Origin of the sequence: Aquimarina rubra, from assembly GCF_042684305.1 — a bacterium.
In the GTDB taxonomy this organism is placed as follows: domain Bacteria; phylum Bacteroidota; class Bacteroidia; order Flavobacteriales; family Flavobacteriaceae; genus Aquimarina; species Aquimarina rubra.
The window spans coordinates 296,174-313,187 of the sequence record NZ_JBHULE010000035.1 but is presented as its reverse complement, the minus strand read 5'-3'; the positions used below and the strand labels follow the sequence as shown (position 1 = coordinate 313,187).

19 protein-coding genes are annotated in these 17,014 nt (G+C 32.9%); 13 read left to right on the top strand and 6 right to left on the bottom strand.

The window, feature by feature from the left end:
• Window positions 1–5: 5 nt before the first annotated feature.
• The 3 genes from ACFSR1_RS21215 to ACFSR1_RS21205 form a co-directional block, all read right to left on the bottom strand.
• Entirely contained in the window at window positions 6–683 is a 678-nt protein-coding gene (locus ACFSR1_RS21215) for an ABC transporter ATP-binding protein (RefSeq protein ID WP_378295035.1), read from the bottom strand.
• Window positions 680–1,384 carry a hypothetical protein gene (locus ACFSR1_RS21210; RefSeq protein WP_378295034.1) on the bottom strand — a complete coding sequence of 235 codons (705 nt, stop codon included), beginning with the start codon at window positions 1,382–1,384 and terminating at the stop codon, window positions 680–682. Before ACFSR1_RS21210 ends, ACFSR1_RS21215 begins: the two co-directional genes overlap by 4 nt.
• Before the next feature lie 322 nt (window positions 1,385–1,706).
• Complete coding sequence (locus ACFSR1_RS21205; RefSeq protein ID WP_378295033.1) at window positions 1,707–2,315, bottom strand: NUDIX hydrolase; 609 nt, start codon at window positions 2,313–2,315, stop codon at window positions 1,707–1,709.
• Between the two features lie 8 nt (window positions 2,316–2,323).
• Between ACFSR1_RS21205 and pyrE the strand changes: the two genes are divergently transcribed.
• Both pyrE and ACFSR1_RS21195 read left to right on the top strand, forming a co-directional pair.
• Entirely contained in the window at window positions 2,324–2,965 is a 642-nt protein-coding gene (gene pyrE, locus ACFSR1_RS21200) for an orotate phosphoribosyltransferase (RefSeq protein ID WP_378295032.1), read from the top strand.
• Window positions 2,966–2,978: 13 nt separating this feature from the next.
• Complete coding sequence (locus tag ACFSR1_RS21195) at window positions 2,979–3,371, top strand: SRPBCC family protein (RefSeq protein WP_378295031.1); 393 nt, start codon at window positions 2,979–2,981, stop codon at window positions 3,369–3,371.
• Window positions 3,372–3,386: 15 nt separating this feature from the next.
• Here the strand turns inward: ACFSR1_RS21195 and ACFSR1_RS21190 are convergent, their stop codons facing one another.
• Window positions 3,387–4,118 carry a biotin--[acetyl-CoA-carboxylase] ligase gene (locus ACFSR1_RS21190; RefSeq protein WP_378295030.1) on the bottom strand — a complete coding sequence of 244 codons (732 nt, stop codon included), beginning with the start codon at window positions 4,116–4,118 and terminating at the stop codon, window positions 3,387–3,389.
• A gap of 90 nt (window positions 4,119–4,208) precedes the next feature.
• On the opposite strand from ACFSR1_RS21190, the gene rsfS reads away from it, so the two are divergent.
• The 6 genes from rsfS (at window position 4,209) to ACFSR1_RS21160 (ending at window position 8,990) form a co-directional block, all read left to right on the top strand.
• Window positions 4,209–4,580, top strand: coding sequence for a ribosome silencing factor (gene rsfS, locus ACFSR1_RS21185; protein ID WP_299213551.1), 372 nt, complete (start codon window positions 4,209–4,211; stop codon window positions 4,578–4,580).
• 11 nt (window positions 4,581–4,591) lie between these two features.
• A complete protein-coding gene (gene ftsH / locus ACFSR1_RS21180; protein WP_378295029.1) occupies window positions 4,592–6,538 on the top strand; it encodes an ATP-dependent zinc metalloprotease FtsH in 1,947 nt (648 codons plus the stop codon).
• A gap of 120 nt (window positions 6,539–6,658) precedes the next feature.
• Window positions 6,659–7,270 (top strand): LUD domain-containing protein, encoded by a 612-nt coding sequence (locus ACFSR1_RS21175; RefSeq protein ID WP_378295028.1) that lies wholly within the window; start codon window positions 6,659–6,661, stop codon window positions 7,268–7,270.
• A 1-nt stretch (window position 7,271) separates the two neighbouring features.
• Complete coding sequence (locus ACFSR1_RS21170) at window positions 7,272–8,081, top strand: phosphatidate cytidylyltransferase (RefSeq protein WP_378295027.1); 810 nt, start codon at window positions 7,272–7,274, stop codon at window positions 8,079–8,081.
• Window positions 8,071–8,718, top strand: coding sequence for a phosphatidylserine decarboxylase family protein (locus ACFSR1_RS21165; RefSeq protein ID WP_378295026.1), 648 nt, complete (start codon window positions 8,071–8,073; stop codon window positions 8,716–8,718). The genes ACFSR1_RS21170 and ACFSR1_RS21165 overlap by 11 nt, the downstream gene beginning before the upstream one ends.
• Before the next feature lie 2 nt (window positions 8,719–8,720).
• Window positions 8,721–8,990 carry an acyl-CoA-binding protein gene (locus ACFSR1_RS21160; protein ID WP_378295025.1) on the top strand — a complete coding sequence of 90 codons (270 nt, stop codon included), beginning with the start codon at window positions 8,721–8,723 and terminating at the stop codon, window positions 8,988–8,990.
• Between the two features lie 57 nt (window positions 8,991–9,047).
• On the opposite strand, the gene ACFSR1_RS21155 is transcribed toward ACFSR1_RS21160, so the two are convergent.
• On the bottom strand, window positions 9,048–11,678 hold the full coding sequence (locus tag ACFSR1_RS21155; protein ID WP_378295024.1) for a valine--tRNA ligase: 2,631 nt from the start codon (window positions 11,676–11,678) through the stop codon (window positions 9,048–9,050).
• A gap of 126 nt (window positions 11,679–11,804) precedes the next feature.
• Between ACFSR1_RS21155 and ACFSR1_RS21150 the strand changes: the two genes are divergently transcribed.
• The gene (locus tag ACFSR1_RS21150; protein ID WP_378295023.1) at window positions 11,805–12,209 is read left to right on the top strand and encodes a DUF1573 domain-containing protein; all 405 of its coding nucleotides are present in this window, start codon (window positions 11,805–11,807) and stop codon (window positions 12,207–12,209) included.
• A gap of 54 nt (window positions 12,210–12,263) precedes the next feature.
• On the opposite strand, the gene ACFSR1_RS21145 is transcribed toward ACFSR1_RS21150, so the two are convergent.
• Window positions 12,264–13,643, bottom strand: a complete 1,380-nt coding sequence (locus ACFSR1_RS21145) for an aspartyl protease family protein (protein WP_378295022.1) — start codon at window positions 13,641–13,643, stop codon at window positions 12,264–12,266.
• 105 nt (window positions 13,644–13,748) lie between these two features.
• Between ACFSR1_RS21145 and ACFSR1_RS21140 the strand changes: the two genes are divergently transcribed.
• From ACFSR1_RS21140 to ACFSR1_RS21125, 4 genes are all read left to right on the top strand, one after another.
• A complete protein-coding gene (locus ACFSR1_RS21140) occupies window positions 13,749–14,978 on the top strand; it encodes a pyridoxal phosphate-dependent aminotransferase (RefSeq protein ID WP_378295021.1) in 1,230 nt (409 codons plus the stop codon).
• A 71-nt stretch (window positions 14,979–15,049) separates the two neighbouring features.
• On the top strand, window positions 15,050–16,063 hold the full coding sequence (gene murB / locus ACFSR1_RS21135; RefSeq protein WP_378295020.1) for a UDP-N-acetylmuramate dehydrogenase: 1,014 nt from the start codon (window positions 15,050–15,052) through the stop codon (window positions 16,061–16,063).
• Window positions 16,064–16,165: 102 nt separating this feature from the next.
• A complete protein-coding gene (locus ACFSR1_RS21130) occupies window positions 16,166–16,372 on the top strand; it encodes a membrane or secreted protein (RefSeq protein WP_378295019.1) in 207 nt (68 codons plus the stop codon).
• A 26-nt stretch (window positions 16,373–16,398) separates the two neighbouring features.
• Window positions 16,399–16,977: an RNA polymerase sigma factor gene (locus tag ACFSR1_RS21125; RefSeq protein ID WP_378295425.1), complete on the top strand. Its 579-nt coding sequence runs from the start codon at window positions 16,399–16,401 to the stop codon at window positions 16,975–16,977.
• Window positions 16,978–17,014: the final 37 nt, after the last annotated feature.

Here is a 17,014-nt window from a genome sequence, read left to right as displayed (position 1 = left end):
AATTATTATAAATTCAACTTATCTATTTTAATCCCAATACCAGAGGCTTGCATCTCTTTTTCAATAATTCCAAATTCGGATTTATCGGCGCTTTTTACAATACTACCATTTTTTAAATAATGCAAATAATCACAAGTTTCATACAACGTAGAAAAAATATGCGATGATAAAACCACAATCTTATTAAGCTCTTTTAGCTTAAATAAGACTTGATTGATAATGGTATTACTATGGATATCAACTCCGTTAAATGGTTCGTCTAAAATAAAAATATCATTCTTTTGCAATAGAATCCCCGTCAATGCCAACTTCTTTTTCATTCCGGTAGAATATGTTTCAGCATATTGCTGCAGTGGCAAATCAAAAATATTTTTTTCTTTAAAATCAGTAATTTCAATATTTCTGGCATTACACAATAATTGTAAATATTCTTTTCCGGTTATCTTTGAAAGAAAATATGGATCCGTAGGTAAAAAACCCATTGAATTCTTTATGTTACCTCCTGTGTAATCTATAGTTCCCTTATAATTTTCCATTCCGGAAATTGATCTAAACAAAGTAGTTTTACCAGCTCCATTTTCACCAACAACACCGTGAACTTCTCCAGGATTAAATACTAGATTAATATCTTTAAGTACCTGTTTATTGCCGTAATATTTATGTAAAGATTTAATGTATATCATTTTAACAAAAGATCTAGATTATTTTTAGCCTTGTTATAGAAATAAGGTATTGCAATGATCATAATTGGAGGAAACAAAAGGCACAACACACCTATGACTCCTTGTAACATTTCTAACCCCTGATTCTGAAACGCATATCTTACTAATATATACATCATCAAGTACAGCCACCCCATACCCACAAAAAACAAGGTTATATGTATTTGATCGATATAAAAAAATGACAATATCAAAAAAACAGGAAATGATAATAGTAAACTATACCTAAAAGCTATAAAGATTTTATGTTTTAGAAATTCTTTAGAACTCATAGCATGAACCCAAATATAAAAACTAGAATCCGGTTTCATGTAATAACTGGAGCAAACAAAGAAAATCGAAACTAATGCAAATACCCCTAAATTAAAGTTGTCCTTAAACACAGCTACGATAGTTAGACCATAGATCAAAAAGAATACCCAAAATGTCTTTCTAAACCCTACAATAAACTCAGGAGGCTTTTTGCCAAAAGGCGTAGGTACTATTACAGAAGTTTTACTTCGTTTTTTTATAAATGAAATAAGAAACGCCAAAAACCAAACTAATAGCGCTTCTAAAAAAAACATTTTATACAATAAAAAAACTGCAAACGGAGTAATCTTTAGTACATTATTAAACACTATAATTCTGCGATAGCTAGCAGTAGAAAAGTGCTGTTTCATAAATTCATTATGTTCTGAATTGCCTACTACATAAACAAAAACAGAACTTATTAGAACATATATATAATTTGGGTATACCACGTTTTCAAAAATACTTGAGGAAATCAAGTAGAACAAAACAACGATTATCGGGTATCCTATAAAAGGTTCTGTACCGAAATCCTTAAAACTTCTATGAATGCGTTTATATTGTAATTGGTAATAATACCTCAAAGGTTATGAATTAAAAAAATGAAACAATATATATCATATGTCTCATTCTAATTGCAAAAGTTACAAGACCTTATTTAACAGACTTCTTCAACAAAGTATTAAACGTTTATCACGACATATAGTCGTGTGAAAAAAGTTTTTTTATATTCGCATAAGAGTTAGTTAATGCTTTTTTTGCTTTTTTCCTGTTTTTCCATTTTACTTTGGTAATACCTTCATTTTTTTGAGGCACTAGTTCACCATCAAAATCAGTTTTCATTTCGAACCAATAAGTAACTTTTAATCGAAATTCTCCACTTCTTTTAAACACATGGTAAGTTTTGTATAAAAATTTAGTGATTTCTAATCCGGTAACTCCTGTCTCCTCTTCTACCTCTCTGATTGCTGCAGTTTCTAAATGCTCTTTTTTCTCAACTTTTCCTTTTGGTAAATCCCATTTTCCATTACGACGTATAAATAAGATTTCATTATTTGAGTTATAAACCTTTCCTCCTCCTGCAATCACAACTGGCAATTTAGCGTATAAATGCTCCAACAGTTTATCTTCAGTTTTATGATAAAAATGATACTTAGCTTCTTGGCCAGCATCCTCTTTTTTTAAAATATCTCTTATTATTTTAGGAAATTCTACATCTTTGATATGAATTGTTTCATAATCCTCAATTCCTTTTTTTGAAGACAGAATAATGGGAGTATTATTCACAAAAACTTTATACATTTGCAACTATGATTTTCGATAAAAATACAGCAAAAAAAACTGCCGAACTATTATTGCAAATTAACGCAATTAAATTACAACCACAAGAACCATTTACATGGGCCTCCGGATGGAAATCTCCTATTTACTGTGATAATCGTGTTACCCTTTCATATCCGGTTATTCGCAACTTTTTAAGAGAGCACCTTGCTAAGTTTATTGAAGAAAAATATGGTAAACCTGATGTAATAGCCGGCGTAGCTACCGGTGCCATAGGTATCGGAATGTTAGTTGCCGAGCAATTAAACCTACCTTTTATTTATGTAAGACCCGAAGCAAAAAAGCATGGAAGAAAAAACCAAATAGAAGGAATTGTACCTTCTGGGAAAAATGTAGTGGTAGTAGAAGATCTGATCAGTACCGGAAAAAGTAGTCTTAATGCAGTAAAAGCCCTGAATGAGGCGAATGCCAATGTAAAAGGAATGGTTGCAATATTCAATTATGGTTTTGATATTGCTTCTGAAAACTTTAAAGAAGCGGCATTATCTTTGCACACGCTAAGTAATTATGAAAATCTTCTGGAACAAGCATTAGATACTAATTATATCACAGAAGAACAACAAAAAACGCTACAAAGCTGGAGAACGAATCCAGCAGAGTGGAATCAATAAATTTTTAATCTCAATGAATTTAGAAAGCCCTACAGTTACTGTAGAAAAAACTCAACAAGAAGTATTTGATTTTTTAACCAAAGTTGAAAACTTCGAACAGCTAATGCCGGAAAGCAAACAAAAATTTGAAAAATTAAGTGACTCAAGATTTCTTTTCCAATTAAAAGGAATGCCCGAAATAGTTTTGGAACAGAAAGGGAGTACAGAACACACGACTGTTGTTCTTGGAGCAGCTAGTGATAAATTACCATTTACGTTAACTGCTGATATCATAGATGCCGGAGATGGAAAAAGCACTACTCAACTTCTTTTTGAAGGACAATTTAATGCGATGATGGGTATGATGATCAAAAATCCTATCCAGAATTTTATCAATACATTAAGTGAAAATATTAGTAAGATCTAATTCTATAAGGATAAATTAGTATAGTAATCTTACCTCTTTCAGATCAAAACTTTTGATTATTTCATCTTCTAAAAGTATTTGAAGTTTTCCTGATGAAGTAATGTTCTGAATAATACCGACAAAAGAATCACCCTTTGCATCCAAAAATGTAGAGGGTTTATTTTTTCTAAAAAGCAGTGATTCGTATTCCTTTTGAAGATTATTAAAAATAGAGCGGCGAAGCACAAAAAATCGTTGCTCCAGCTTTGTCAATAGTACCGATAATATTTCTTCTAAATCGAAATTTTTACCTAAAAGCTGTTTTAAAGATCCTGCACGTGGAAGATTATCAAAACTAAGCTGATTTACATTTATACCAATCCCAATAATTGCACCTCGTAATCTGCCATTATTAACAATATTCTCTATCAATATACCACATATTTTAAATCGGTCTGACAGAATGTCGTTTGGCCATTTTATAGATAATTTTGGCAATAAAAGTGCATCTAAAACATCACAAACAGCCAAAGAAACTGTCATAGAAATATAAAACTGATCCATCACATCAATTCCTTTAACAGGCATGAACACGCTACAAGTAAGGTTTTCTCCAGGATTACTCTGCCAGGTTGTACCCATTTGCCCCTTACCTCTTAGCTGCTCTTTTGTAACCACACAAACAGGTTTTTCTAAATATTTCTCACGATTCATATCCCGTAGAAAACTATTTGTAGAGTCAATGGCATCAACTTTGATTATATCCATAAATAACGATGTGAAAGTTTTTACAAATGTCTGCAAATACAAACATTAAAACCATAAAAAGTAATAACTTTACACAAATTAAAAAAATGCATGACTAAAAAAGAAATCGGTACTGATCAGTTAATAACTCAAATTATTAAAGGTATTGAAGAAGTAAAGGGTAATGACATTAGTATCTTAGATCTAAGAGAAATAGAAAATACAGTTTGTAATTATTTTGTAATCTGTAATGGAACCTCTAATACTCAAGTAAATGCCATTGTTAATTCCATCCAAAAGACAGTAAGTAAATCACTTAAAGATAAACCGTGGCATGTAGAGGGAAGCGAGAATGCAGAATGGGTATTAATTGATTACGTAAACGTAGTTGTACATGTTTTCCAAAAACACATCAGAGAATTTTATGACATTGAAGGATTATGGGGAGACGCGAAAACAACAACTATTGAAACAAACTATTAAAAAAAGCATAAATGGCTAAAGAAAATAAAAAAATAGAACCTAATAAAAAACCAAAATTTAGTGCATATTGGATTTATGCAGTTATAATTGTTGGATTTTTAGCATTGAATTTTTTAGGAGGAGGTAATATGGGGACAGCTCCTGAAACTACTCCTTCTGATTTTAATAACTTTTTAAGTAATGGCGAAGTAGAACGTGTATTGATCATCAATAGACGTAAGGCTAAAGTTTTTCTTACCCAAGAAGCAAAAGGTCAGGAAAAACATTCTAAAAATAAAAAGAACACCATCCTACCTCAAAGCCCGAATGATCCTGATTATGAATTTGAATTTGGAGACTTACAAAATTTTGAGAATGACATCGCCAGAATAAAAAATGAAAATGGACTATCCACTGAGGTCAGTTATGACACTGAAAGCAACATGTGGGGAGATATTTTTATTACACTGCTTCCTTTTGCACTAATTATTGGAGTGTGGATCTTTATTATGAGACGAATGAGTGGCGGTGCAGGCGGAGGTGCTGGTGGTCAGATATTCAATATTGGTAAATCAAAAGCAAAACTTTTTGATCAAAATACGGATGTAAAAGTTTCTTTCGAGAATGTAGCAGGTTTAGAAGGCGCAAAAGAAGAAGTACAGGAAATTGTAGATTTCCTTAAAAACCCTGAAAAATACACCTCTTTAGGAGGAAAAATACCAAAAGGAGCTTTGTTAGTAGGCCCTCCGGGAACAGGAAAAACATTATTAGCAAAAGCAGTTGCAGGAGAAGCTAAAGTACCCTTCTTTTCATTATCCGGGTCGGATTTTGTAGAAATGTTTGTGGGTGTAGGTGCATCGAGAGTACGTGATTTATTTAAGCAGGCTAAAGAGAAGTCTCCAGCTATTATTTTTATAGATGAAATTGATGCTATAGGTAGGGCCAGAGGTAAAAATAATTTCTCAGGATCTAATGACGAAAGAGAAAATACTCTAAACCAGCTTTTAACAGAAATGGATGGTTTTGGAACAAATACAAACGTAATTGTAATAGCTGCAACCAACCGTGCTGATGTTTTAGACAAAGCCTTAATGAGAGCAGGTCGTTTTGACAGACAAATCTATGTAGATCTTCCGGATGTTAGAGAACGTAAAGAGATCTTTGAAGTACATCTTAAGCCCCTAAAAAAAGAAGAAGGACTAGATACTGATTTCTTATCAAAACAAACACCTGGATTCTCTGGTGCAGATATAGCCAATGTTTGTAACGAAGCAGCTCTTATTGCAGCTCGTAAAGGAAATAAAGCCGTTGGAAAACAAGATTTTCTAGATGCAGTAGATAGAATTGTTGGTGGATTAGAAAAGAAAAATAAAATCGTTACTCCCGAAGAAAAACGTGCAATTGCATTCCACGAGGCCGGTCACGCCACTGTAAGTTGGATGTTAGAACACGCAGCACCTTTAGTTAAGGTAACTATTGTTCCTAGAGGGCAATCCCTAGGTGCAGCCTGGTACCTGCCTGAAGAAAGACTCATTGTTCGTCCTAATCAAATGCTAGACGAAATGTGTGCTACATTGGGTGGCCGTGCAGCAGAAAAGGTAATCTTTAACGAAATTTCTACTGGCGCTTTAAGCGATTTAGAAAAAGTTACTAAACAAGCTCGTGCGATGGTTACCGTCTATGGCCTAAATGATAAAATAGGAAACTTAACGTATTATGATTCTTCTGGTCAAAGTGAATATGGTTTTACCAAACCTTATAGCGAACAGACCAGCGAGCTTATTGATAAAGAGATTTCTAATATTATAGAAGAACAATATCAGCGAGCTATTAAATTATTAGAAAATAACAAGGATAAGTTAACCGAACTTGCCGAAGTATTGTTGGAGAAAGAAGTCATTTTTAAAGATAATCTGGAGAAAATTTTTGGTGAACGTCCTTTCGACAAAAAAGAAGAAACAATAATAGAGCCTTCATAAGCAACTATTGAGTTTTTTACTAGTAAATTAAAAAAATCTTAATCTAATAAGAATATTGGGTTAAGATTTTTTTATCTTTGAAGGTATTGTTAACCCGTAATCCCCGATCGAATCTAAAAAATGAGTCTATTTAGAAGAATATTTTCCTCAAAATCTAAATCAGACCAAAAGAGTAAGGAACGTTTAGCTGAAGATCGCAGTAAATATATGCCCGAAATCAATCTTCCGGTTGATGAAAGCTTTATGATTAATTTCAAAAGAAATGGAGGCAAATTTTTATATTGCGATAGTGAAGATGAAGTACTTGACTCTTTTGATAAGATTCTTCTAGAGAACGATTGGTATGAAAAAGATGTATGTTGTTTCGATATGGGACTTGAGCACAAGTTTTCAGGATTCAATCTTAATTATGTAAAAAAATCTCCAGCTTCTTTCTTCTTCGCTACCTGCGAATATCTTATAGCTGATAGTGGTGCGATACTCATTTCCTCTAACCAATTAAGAGAGAAAAAACTAACCGAGTTGCCGGATGATTTTGTGATATTAGCATCTACCAGCCAATTAGTTAGTAGTATAGGTGAAGGCTTAAAAGGAATCAAAGAAAAAAATAAAAACTCAATTCCTTCCAATATCACCACCATTAAAAACTTCGAGCCACAAAAAGAAAAAGACTTCTTAAGCTACGGAAGTAGCTCAAAAAATCTATATTTGCTGCTGCTGGAAGATTTATAATATGAAGGAACTGCTCACAAGGTCTTTATCGGGTTTTTTTTATATCTCGATATTATTAATTTCTATATTCATTTCTAAATATACCTTCATTGGAATATTCTTAATATTTGGCATCATTTGCATATATGAGTTTCAGAAATTAATTCATCTAAAAAAGACTTGGCTTTACTTAGTATTTATTGGGTTTCTTCTTTTGTTTCATACTCCAAATTTTCAAGTCCCACCGTATATTACTTATACAGTTTTAGGGCTAACCATCATTACTCAGCTATTTTTAGTAAGAGATCTTATCACCATAAGAATCATTCCAATGTTTGAGAAAAGAAAATACTTTACTAGCATCTTTTTTCTTATTACCTCTATCCTATTTTTAACACTTATTCCAAGCTATAATGATGAATATAAACCCATTATGGTTGCTGGACCCTTATTGATGATTTGGACGAACGATACTTTTGCTTATTTGGTTGGTAAAAATTTTGGAAAACATAAGTTATTAGAACGGATATCTCCAAAAAAAACTATCGAAGGATTTGTAGGAGGTTTTCTTTTTACTTTATTAGCCGGATATCTAATTGCTGTCTTTTCTAATACTTTATCGGTTATGATTTGGTTGATTATAAGTATAATTATGAGTATTTTTGGTACTCTGGGTGATCTTATACAATCTAAATTTAAAAGGCAAGCAGGAGTAAAAGACAGTGGATCAATAATGCCTGGACATGGTGGGATTTTTGATCGTTTAGATAGTATTATATTTGCCAGTCCATTTTTATATGCATTTTTACAAATATTAAAGCATGTTTCATAAAGAAGGTTATAAAATCATTTCAGTAGCAATAGTACTTTTTCTTGGTATTAATGCAGCAGCGTATGTTTCGATTCAGATAGATGAGTGGATCATCGCTATATTTTCTGTAACATTGGTATTTTTGATACTGATATTACAATTTTTCAGAAACCCAAAAAGATATACTGATGTAAGCGACAATACGGTTGTGGCTCCTGTAGATGGAAAAGTAGTAGTGATAGAGGAAGTATTCGAAAAAGAATATTTTAAAGAAAACAGACTACAAGTTTCTATTTTCATGTCTCCAATTAATGTCCACGTAACGAGACATCCAATTAATGGAGAAGTAAAATTTAGCAAATACCATCCTGGTAAATATCTTGTTGCCTGGCATCCTAAAGCATCTGAAGAAAACGAAAGAACAACCGTAGTAGTAAAAAACAATTTTGTTGAGATTCTTTATCGACAAATTGCCGGAGCATTAGCAAAAAGAATTGTAAATTATGCCGAAGAAGGCGAAAAAGTAACTCAAGGTTCTGATAGCGGTTTCATTAAATTTGGATCCAGAGTAGATGTATATTTACCGTTAGGAACTGAGATCAATGTATCTTTAAATCAAAAAGTTAAAGGAGGAGAAAGTATCATCGCTAATGTTTAGTTATGACTAATGAGGAGTTAAATATCGCTTTCGAGAAGGCTTTTGAAAAAGCTTGCAATACTAAAATTGAATTGCCTCCTGATGTTATGCTACATTTTTATGCACACTACAAACAAGCGACACACACAGAAGGTTTCTACACACCATCTGGAGATAGCGAGCTTAGAAATGCATTTAAACTCAATGCTCTTTTTCAGGTAAAAAACCTTACCGCAGAAGAAGCTAAATTAAGATACATAGAGCTTGTAAACAAATACATTACTGACGTATAAAAAAGCTCTTTAATCAATGATTAAAGAGCTTTTTTTATACGGTTTCTTCAACAAAGTCTATTGCAGACCAGACAAACTAGATTTTAAAGTAGCTATCTTTGCTTCTGCATCTGCCTGTTTCTTACGCTCATTAGCAATTACCTGTTCCGGTGCATTATTTACAAAGCGTTCGTTTTGAAGTTTTTTCTGAACAGATTTTAAAAAGCCTTCGGTATAAGTTAATTCCTCTGTAAGTTTTTTAATCTCATCTTCAACATTAACAGTTCCAGAAATAGGAATGAAATATTCATTAGATTTCACTCTAAAAGAAAGTGCCCCGTCCACTTTATCAGTTACATACGCTAAAGAAGAAATATTACCCAACTTGGATACTATAGTATCAAAAGTAGCAGGAATATTTTCATTATTCACAATAGACAATTCAATGGTATCCTTAAACGATATGTTTTTTTCTTTACGGATGGTTCTAATTCCCGAAATTACATCTGCAGCAATCTCAAACTCTTTAATTAAACTTTCATCGATAGAATCAGCTTTTGGCCAACTTGATATTATCAAAGCATCCTCTGGAGTACGATCTGCAATTTGCTGCCATATCTCTTCAGATATAAAAGGAACAAAAGGATGTAGTATTTTTAAATTATCTTCCAAAATTGAGATTACATCCTGATATGTTTTAGCATCTATTGGAGCTTGATAAGCAGGTTTGATCATTTCTAATAACCAACTACAGAAGTCATCCCAAACTAGTTTATACGTTATCATTAACGCATCACTAATTCGATATTTAGTATACGCATCTTCTAATTCTACCAAAGCTTTCTGAAACTTAGATCGATACCATTCTATAGCTACTTTAGAAGCTTCTGGTTGCTGGATTTCAGCATTAACCTCCCATCCTTTAATTAATCTAAAGGCATTCCATATTTTGTTTACAAAGGAACTTCCTTGCTTACAAAGTTCTTCATCAAACATGAGATCATTACCAGCCGGAGAACTTAATAGCATCCCTACTCTAATTCCATCTGCTCCATATTGAGCAATTAAATCTAATGGATCCGGAGAATTACCAAGAGACTTAGACATTTTACGCCTCTGCTTATCTCTTACTATACCAGTAAGGTATACATTGGTAAAAGGTTTCTCTTGTCTATATTCATATCCGGCAATGATCATTCTTGCCACCCAGAAAAATAAAATCTCTGGCGCCGTCACCAAATCATTGGTAGGATAATAATAATTAATTTCTTTATTATCAGGCTCTAAAATACCGTTAAACACACTCATTGGCCATAACCAGGAAGAAAACCAGGTATCAAGAGCATCAGGATCTTGTTTTAGGTCTGCACTAGTTAAAGAAGCATTGCCGGTTTTTTCTTTTGCTAAAACCAATGCTGCTGCTCCACTTTCTGCTACAACAAAATCTTCTTTACCATCTCCATAGAAATAAGCAGGAATCTGATGTCCCCACCACAATTGGCGAGAGATATTCCAATCCCTTACATTTTCCATCCAATGGCGATATGTATTAATAAATTTCTCAGGAACCAGATTCACATCTTTTTCTAAGACAGCATCCAACGCAGGTTTAGCTAAACCTTCCATTTTTAGAAACCATTGATCACTTAACTTTGGTTCTATCACCGCTTTGGTGCGTTCGCTTGTTCCTACTTTGTTAAGATGCGTTTCCGTTTTTTCAAGAACACCTAGACCTTCTAATTCTTTTACAATCTCTTTTCTAACTACAAACCGGTCTTTTCCTTCATAATGTAATCCGAAAGAATTAAGAGTAGCATCATCATTAAAGATATCAATTACTTCTAATTTATGTTTATCTCCTAACACCTTATCATTCTGATCATGTGCAGGAGTTACTTTAAGACAACCTGTACCAAATTCCATATCTACATATTCGTCTTCGATAATCGGAATGCTTCTATTAGCAATAGGTATAATTGCTTTTTTGCCTTTCAGATGTGTAAAACGTTCATCATTTGGATTAATACAAATAGCGGTATCTCCCATAATCGTTTCCGGGCGGGTTGTCGCTATAGTTAGTGTATCTTCACTTCCTTCAATCTTATACTTCAAATAATAAAGATTCCCTTGCTTTTCTTCATAAATCACCTCTTCATCAGACAAGGTTGTCTTAGCTTCAGGATCCCAGTTTACCATCCTGTATCCCCTATAGATAAGACCTTTATTATATAAATCAACAAAAACTTTGATCACAGATGCCGACAAGTTGTCATCCATGGTGAACGCAGTACGCTCCCAATCACAAGAAGCACCTAGTTTTTTAAGCTGTTCGAGGATAATTCCACCATGTTTATGCGTCCATTCCCAGGCATGTTCCAAAAATTCTGCTCTTGTCAGGTCATTTTTATCAATTCCTTCCTCTTTTAGTTTTGCTACCACCTTAGCTTCTGTAGCAATAGAAGCATGATCTGTACCGGGAACCCAACAAGCGTTATACCCTTTAAGGCGAGCTCTTCTAATCAATACATCTTGTATGGTATTATTAAGCATATGTCCCATATGCAAGACTCCCGTTACATTAGGCGGAGGAATCACGATGGTATATGCCTCTCTTTCATCAACTTCAGAATGGAAATAATTATTTTCCATCCAGTAATTATACCACTTATCTTCTATTGATTTTGCATCATATTTTCCTGCTAAAGCCATAGTTTGGTCCGATTTTTGGAATTTAGAGTGCAAAAGTAATTATTATATACGACAACGTGAAAGTCTTTTGCAATTTTGAAGTTGGATAAAAAGTAACTACTTTTACACATTATAAAAACCTACGTTATGAGAAATGTAATGATGATTTTATTTATTGGTTTTCTGGGAATTACCCTAAACGCTCAGGATGCCAAAGCGAAAATCGAATTTAAAACAGATGTGATCGATTATGGTGAAATTACTAAGGGTAGTGATGGTGTTCGCCAGTTTGAGTTCACAAATACAGGAAATGCTCCTTTGATCATTTCCAGAGTATATTCCAGTTGTGGATGTACCATACCTAAAAAACCTGAAGATCCAATTGCTCCAGGAGCAACGGGAATTATTGAGGTTAAATATGACACAAAAAGAGTTGGACCTATTCGTAAAACGATCACAGTATATTCTAATGCCGAAGAATCTACTAAGGCTATCAAAATAAAAGGTACTGTGCTTGATGATACAAAAAGTGTTCTAGAGAAAAAGAACTAAGGTTGCAGTAAGATATACCAAAAAAGGTTTTACAAATATTTGTAAAACCTTTTTTTATATAACTTTTTTTAGAAAAAATGTAAATTTCATTTCCACACCCAAACGCTCTACTTTGATGGTGATTTTCTTTCCTTCTTCAGAATAAAACAAATCATTTAAATCAGAAAGCTTATACAAATGAGACTTTCTGCCATTAACCTCTAAAACCTTATCTCCTTTTAACAACCCTACTATCGCTGCAGGCGAATCAGGTCTTACTTCTGTTATTTTATATTCGGGTTGTAAGGAATATATGAACGTACTTGCATTTGCTCTAAAAACATTAATTGAGATTTTACCGTTATCTTTAGTTACAAAATCCAATGATGGCCTGGAAGCTCCTTGATAAAAATTATAATCTTTTGAAACTCTTACTCCACTATGCTGAATCGTAAGACCACTCATATTATAGTGAAATGGTTTACTAAAGAAACTATTTTTCTTAAATGTTATTTTTTTATTGGGATAGTCTACAATTAAGTTAAATCTTCTTAATACACTACCACCAACAGATCCCTGACGATCCTTTAATGAAATACCTTGTATATAAAGAGAATCAGGAAAAGATGCTGTAACCTCTTTAACCTTATAATCCCCAATACGCAAACCTTTAACCTTTGTTTTTTGACCATATATATCTCCGTTGAATCCTTTTCCTAAAAAATCTTCAAAAGAATCCTTAGGAACCGTAAGATCAATCTCAGGATTTTCGAACAACCATAAGGCAGAACTAGACCCTGAATCGAGCAAAAGATTGACATCAATCAACCCTGTATCTGTTTCATATTTAGCTTTAATTAAAGGTCTCCGTCTTCCATTATTTAGGTCTAAATCTGTTACATAACATTTTTTACATTTTTTATATCTATATAATTTAGGGTCGAAAATTTTTATAACTTCTTTAGAATAATTAATATTTAAAATAAATTTTCTAAAAAAATCATAACCAATAATCCCATGAACTGGAAATCCCATTAAGGGTGAAAAGTTCATTGACTCATCAAAAATCATATAAACGGTATGATTATTACTATAAGTATCTCCTATTTTTAATAAATTACCTGTGGATTTTATAGCTTCTGCCGGTGCTTCATTACCTAAACCTCTAAGAAAAATTTTAGTAGCATTTTTTAATTCTAAGGATTCTCTTTTATCAATACTAAAAAGAATAGTAGAACCTACTCCTGTATCTAAAATGAAAGACAATTGAACCCCGTTAAGCTCTACAGGTATAATGATAAGGTTATTAGCTAATTCAAAATTAATTTTGTCACCACGCACACCTTCAGGTAATTTAAAACCTTCCTGGGCACTACAAGTAAAAGAAACAATAAAAAATAGAATTAGGGCTTTCTCTTTAAGAAAATGATAAAAATCCAGGTACAAAATCTCCATTCCTCTAAATATAGAAAAATACTTGAAAATTCATGATAATAATTAACTTAAATCCTAAATAATTTAAGAAATTTACCGCTATTTTACTTTATAAATACAAAAAGAATGCCTGTAATATCAAGTAAAGGAAAAGCAATGCCCGAATCACCGATTCGTAAATTAGCTCCTTTTGCAGAAAAAGCCGTAAAAGATGGGAAACATATATTTCATCTTAATATAGGCCAACCGGACATCAAGACTCCAATAGAAGCTCTTGATGCTGTGAGAAACCATAAACTGGATGTTCTTGCTTATAGTCATTCTGCAGGTTTTGAAAGTTTTAGAAAAAAATTAGCTGGTTACTACGCCAAGCACGATATTACCATATCCTCTGATGATATCTTAGTCACTACAGGAGGAAGCGAAGCATTAATTTTTACGATGGGTAGCATTACTGATCCGGGTGATGAAATTATTGTTCCGGAGCCATTTTATGCTAATTATTACAGTTTTTCTACACAATCTACAGTAACCGTCGTACCAGTTATTTCTAAGATTGAGAACGGATTTGCCTTACCTTCGATTAAAGAATTCGAAAAACTCATTACACCAAAAACAAAGGCCATTCTTATATGTAATCCGGGTAACCCTACAGGCTACCTTTACAGCAAACAAGAAATACAACAACTTGCCGAACTAGCAGTAAAATATGATTTGTTTCTTATATCTGATGAAGTATATAGAGAATTCGTCTACGGAGATTCAGAACACTATTCTATATTGCAAGAAAGAACTTTGGATGATCACGCTATTGTAGTCGATTCCGTTTCCAAACGATACAGTATGTGCGGTGCTAGAATTGGTTGTATCGTAAGTAAAAACAAAAGTGTGATGGAAACCGCTATGAAGTTTGCACAGGCCAGATTAAGCCCTCCAACTTTTGCACAGATTGCTAGTGAAGCCGCTTTAGAGGCTCCGGAATCCTATTATAAGGAGACAGTAGCAAAATATAAAATAAGAAGAGACACCCTTGTAGAAGGTTTAAGACAAATTCCAGGTGTTAAGGTAGCTACTCCAAACGGCGCTTTTTATTGCATCGCAGAATTACCAATAAACGATGCAGATCATTTTGCAAAATGGCTTTTGGATGAATTTCACGTGAATAATGAAACTGTCATGGTTGCACCCGCTTCTGGATTTTACTCTAGTCCTAATGAGGGTCTCAATCAAGTAAGAATAGCATATGTCTTAAATAGAAGAGATCTTAAAAAAGCAGTTAATATCCTCAAATTAGCTTTAGAAGTGTATCCCAATCAGAAAACTTTTGTGGTTTCAGAAGAAAATGTTAGTTTGTAAAACTATAAATAACCATATCTTTCCGGTGTAAAACCAAAGGAAAATAGTACTTAATATAAACCATATCTTTTTTGAAAATAGAACGCAATAAATCTCTAAAAAAACATAATACGTTTGGTATTCATGTGAAAGCATCAGAATTTATAAAAATCAATTCTGAAAAAGAGCTAATAGAGACCCTTTCTGTTTATAAAGAAAAGAATATTTTCATTCTTAGTGGTGGCAGTAATATGTTACTCACAAAAGATTTGAATGCTTTAGTGCTGCATATAGCAATTAAAGGTATCACAACCGAACTACAATCTAATAATTCAGTATTGGTCTCTGCCAACGCAGGAGAAAACTGGCATGATTTTGTTCAATTTTGCATAGATAATAATTTTGGTGGCCTGGAAAACCTATCGTTAATACCTGGATATGTAGGCAGTGCTCCCATTCAAAATATTGGTGCTTACGGTGTAGAGCTAAAGGATAGTTTTGTTAGTTGTGAAGCACTTCATATCCATACCGGAGAAAAAAAAATATTCTCGAAAGAGGATTGTAATTTTGGGTATAGAAACTCTATTTTTAAAAATGAATTAAAAGGAGAATACATAATAACTAAAGTTACTTTTAGGTTAACAACTAAAGATCATGTTTTAAATACAAGCTACGGAGCAATTGAAAATGCTTTGAAAGAAAAAAACACTACGAATCCTACTATTAAGGATGTTTCTGAAGCGGTTATTGCCATTAGAAGAAGTAAATTACCGGATCCTAACGAAATTGGTAACAGCGGAAGTTTTTTCAAAAACCCTGTAATCTCTCAAGAAAACTTTTTCAAATTACAAAAGTCACATCCCGATATTCCGTTTTACAAAGTAGATGAAGAAAACATCAAAGTTCCGGCGGGATGGCTTATCGAACAAAGTGGTTTTAAAGGAAAACGTTGGGGTGACGCCGGTGTACACGCAAAACAAGCTTTGGTATTAGTAAACTATGATAATGCTTCCGGACAAGAAATATTAGAGCTTTCAAAAAAAATACAGCAAACCATAAAAGAAAAGTTTGACATTACGTTAGAAACCGAAGTCAATATTATTTAAGAAGGTTCATTTTTCCGATTTGTGTATATCTAATTTTCTATAAATCATAATTTCAGCTATTTTTCTTTGTATCTTTGCAAACTAATTTTGATAGTACAAAACATGAAACTTTTATTGCTTACTGTTGGTCTTTTATTGTTAGCATTTGCTGGAATTGCCATTAAATTATGGGCAAAAAAAGATGGAAAATTTGCGGGCACCTGTGCAAGTCAAAGCCCGTTTCTAAACAAGGAAGGTGAATCTTGCTCTCTTTGTGGTAAGACCCCTGATCAATACGCAAACTGCAATGAAACAGAGCACTCTAAATAATTGACTAAAGATTTCTATTCAAAAGTATTTCATTGGAAAAAGAGCTCTTAACCCTTTCAGAACATATAAAAAAAGCCAAAGAAGGTAAGCAAGGATCTTTTAATTATCTCCTTGATACTTTTTGGAATGATGTTTTTAATTTTCAACTTAAGAGAACACAAAACGAATATGAGGCTGAAGATATATCTATTCAAAGTTTTTCTAGAGCATTTGATAAAATAGACACGTTTAAAGAAGAATATAATTTTAAAACCTGGTTGATTCAGATTTCTAAAAATATTCATATTGACTTATTACGAAAAAAAAATGCTTCTATCCGTTCTAAAACAACTACAGAAGTCGATGACGCGGTGTATAAGATCATAGATGACACTCCCACACCAGAGGACAAACTAATTACTGAGCAGAACCTTGCCCAATTACTTAGATATATCAAACAACTTAAACCACATTATCAAGAAGTTATAAACCTGAGATATTTTCAGGAATTAAGTTATAAGGAAATTTCTGAAGTGCTAGATGAACCTATGAATAATGTGAAGGTTAAACTACTTAGAGCCAGAAAACTTCTTGCAGAAATTATTACTAATAAAAAAGAGAGCTAATTAAATTTCGAAATCTAATTAACTCTCTTTTTTTGTT

What these genes read in the sequence shown, in the direction of transcription:
- ACFSR1_RS21155 (WP_378295024.1), bottom strand. Translation starts at nt 11,678, where the DNA reads ATGGCTTTAGCAGGAAAATATGATGCAAAATCAATAGAAGATAAGTGG.
- ACFSR1_RS21190 (WP_378295030.1), bottom strand. Translation starts at nt 4,118, where the DNA reads ATGGATATAATCAAAGTTGATGCCATTGACTCTACAAATAGTTTTCTA.
- pyrE (WP_378295032.1), top strand. Translation starts at nt 2,324, where the DNA reads ATGATTTTCGATAAAAATACAGCAAAAAAAACTGCCGAACTATTATTG.
- ACFSR1_RS21130 (WP_378295019.1), top strand. Translation starts at nt 16,166, where the DNA reads ATGAAACTTTTATTGCTTACTGTTGGTCTTTTATTGTTAGCATTTGCT.
- ACFSR1_RS21210 (WP_378295034.1), bottom strand. Translation starts at nt 1,384, where the DNA reads ATGAAACAGCACTTTTCTACTGCTAGCTATCGCAGAATTATAGTGTTT.
- ACFSR1_RS21140 (WP_378295021.1), top strand. Translation starts at nt 13,749, where the DNA reads ATGCCTGTAATATCAAGTAAAGGAAAAGCAATGCCCGAATCACCGATT.
- ACFSR1_RS21205 (WP_378295033.1), bottom strand. Translation starts at nt 2,315, where the DNA reads ATGTATAAAGTTTTTGTGAATAATACTCCCATTATTCTGTCTTCAAAA.
- ACFSR1_RS21150 (WP_378295023.1), top strand. Translation starts at nt 11,805, where the DNA reads ATGAGAAATGTAATGATGATTTTATTTATTGGTTTTCTGGGAATTACC.
- ACFSR1_RS21195 (WP_378295031.1), top strand. Translation starts at nt 2,979, where the DNA reads ATGAATTTAGAAAGCCCTACAGTTACTGTAGAAAAAACTCAACAAGAA.
- ACFSR1_RS21160 (WP_378295025.1), top strand. Translation starts at nt 8,721, where the DNA reads ATGACTAATGAGGAGTTAAATATCGCTTTCGAGAAGGCTTTTGAAAAA.
- rsfS (WP_299213551.1), top strand. Translation starts at nt 4,209, where the DNA reads ATGACTAAAAAAGAAATCGGTACTGATCAGTTAATAACTCAAATTATT.
- ACFSR1_RS21175 (WP_378295028.1), top strand. Translation starts at nt 6,659, where the DNA reads ATGAGTCTATTTAGAAGAATATTTTCCTCAAAATCTAAATCAGACCAA.
- ACFSR1_RS21215 (WP_378295035.1), bottom strand. Translation starts at nt 683, where the DNA reads ATGATATACATTAAATCTTTACATAAATATTACGGCAATAAACAGGTA.
- ACFSR1_RS21165 (WP_378295026.1), top strand. Translation starts at nt 8,071, where the DNA reads ATGTTTCATAAAGAAGGTTATAAAATCATTTCAGTAGCAATAGTACTT.
- ftsH (WP_378295029.1), top strand. Translation starts at nt 4,592, where the DNA reads ATGGCTAAAGAAAATAAAAAAATAGAACCTAATAAAAAACCAAAATTT.
- ACFSR1_RS21170 (WP_378295027.1), top strand. Translation starts at nt 7,272, where the DNA reads ATGAAGGAACTGCTCACAAGGTCTTTATCGGGTTTTTTTTATATCTCG.
- ACFSR1_RS21145 (WP_378295022.1), bottom strand. Translation starts at nt 13,643, where the DNA reads ATGGAGATTTTGTACCTGGATTTTTATCATTTTCTTAAAGAGAAAGCC.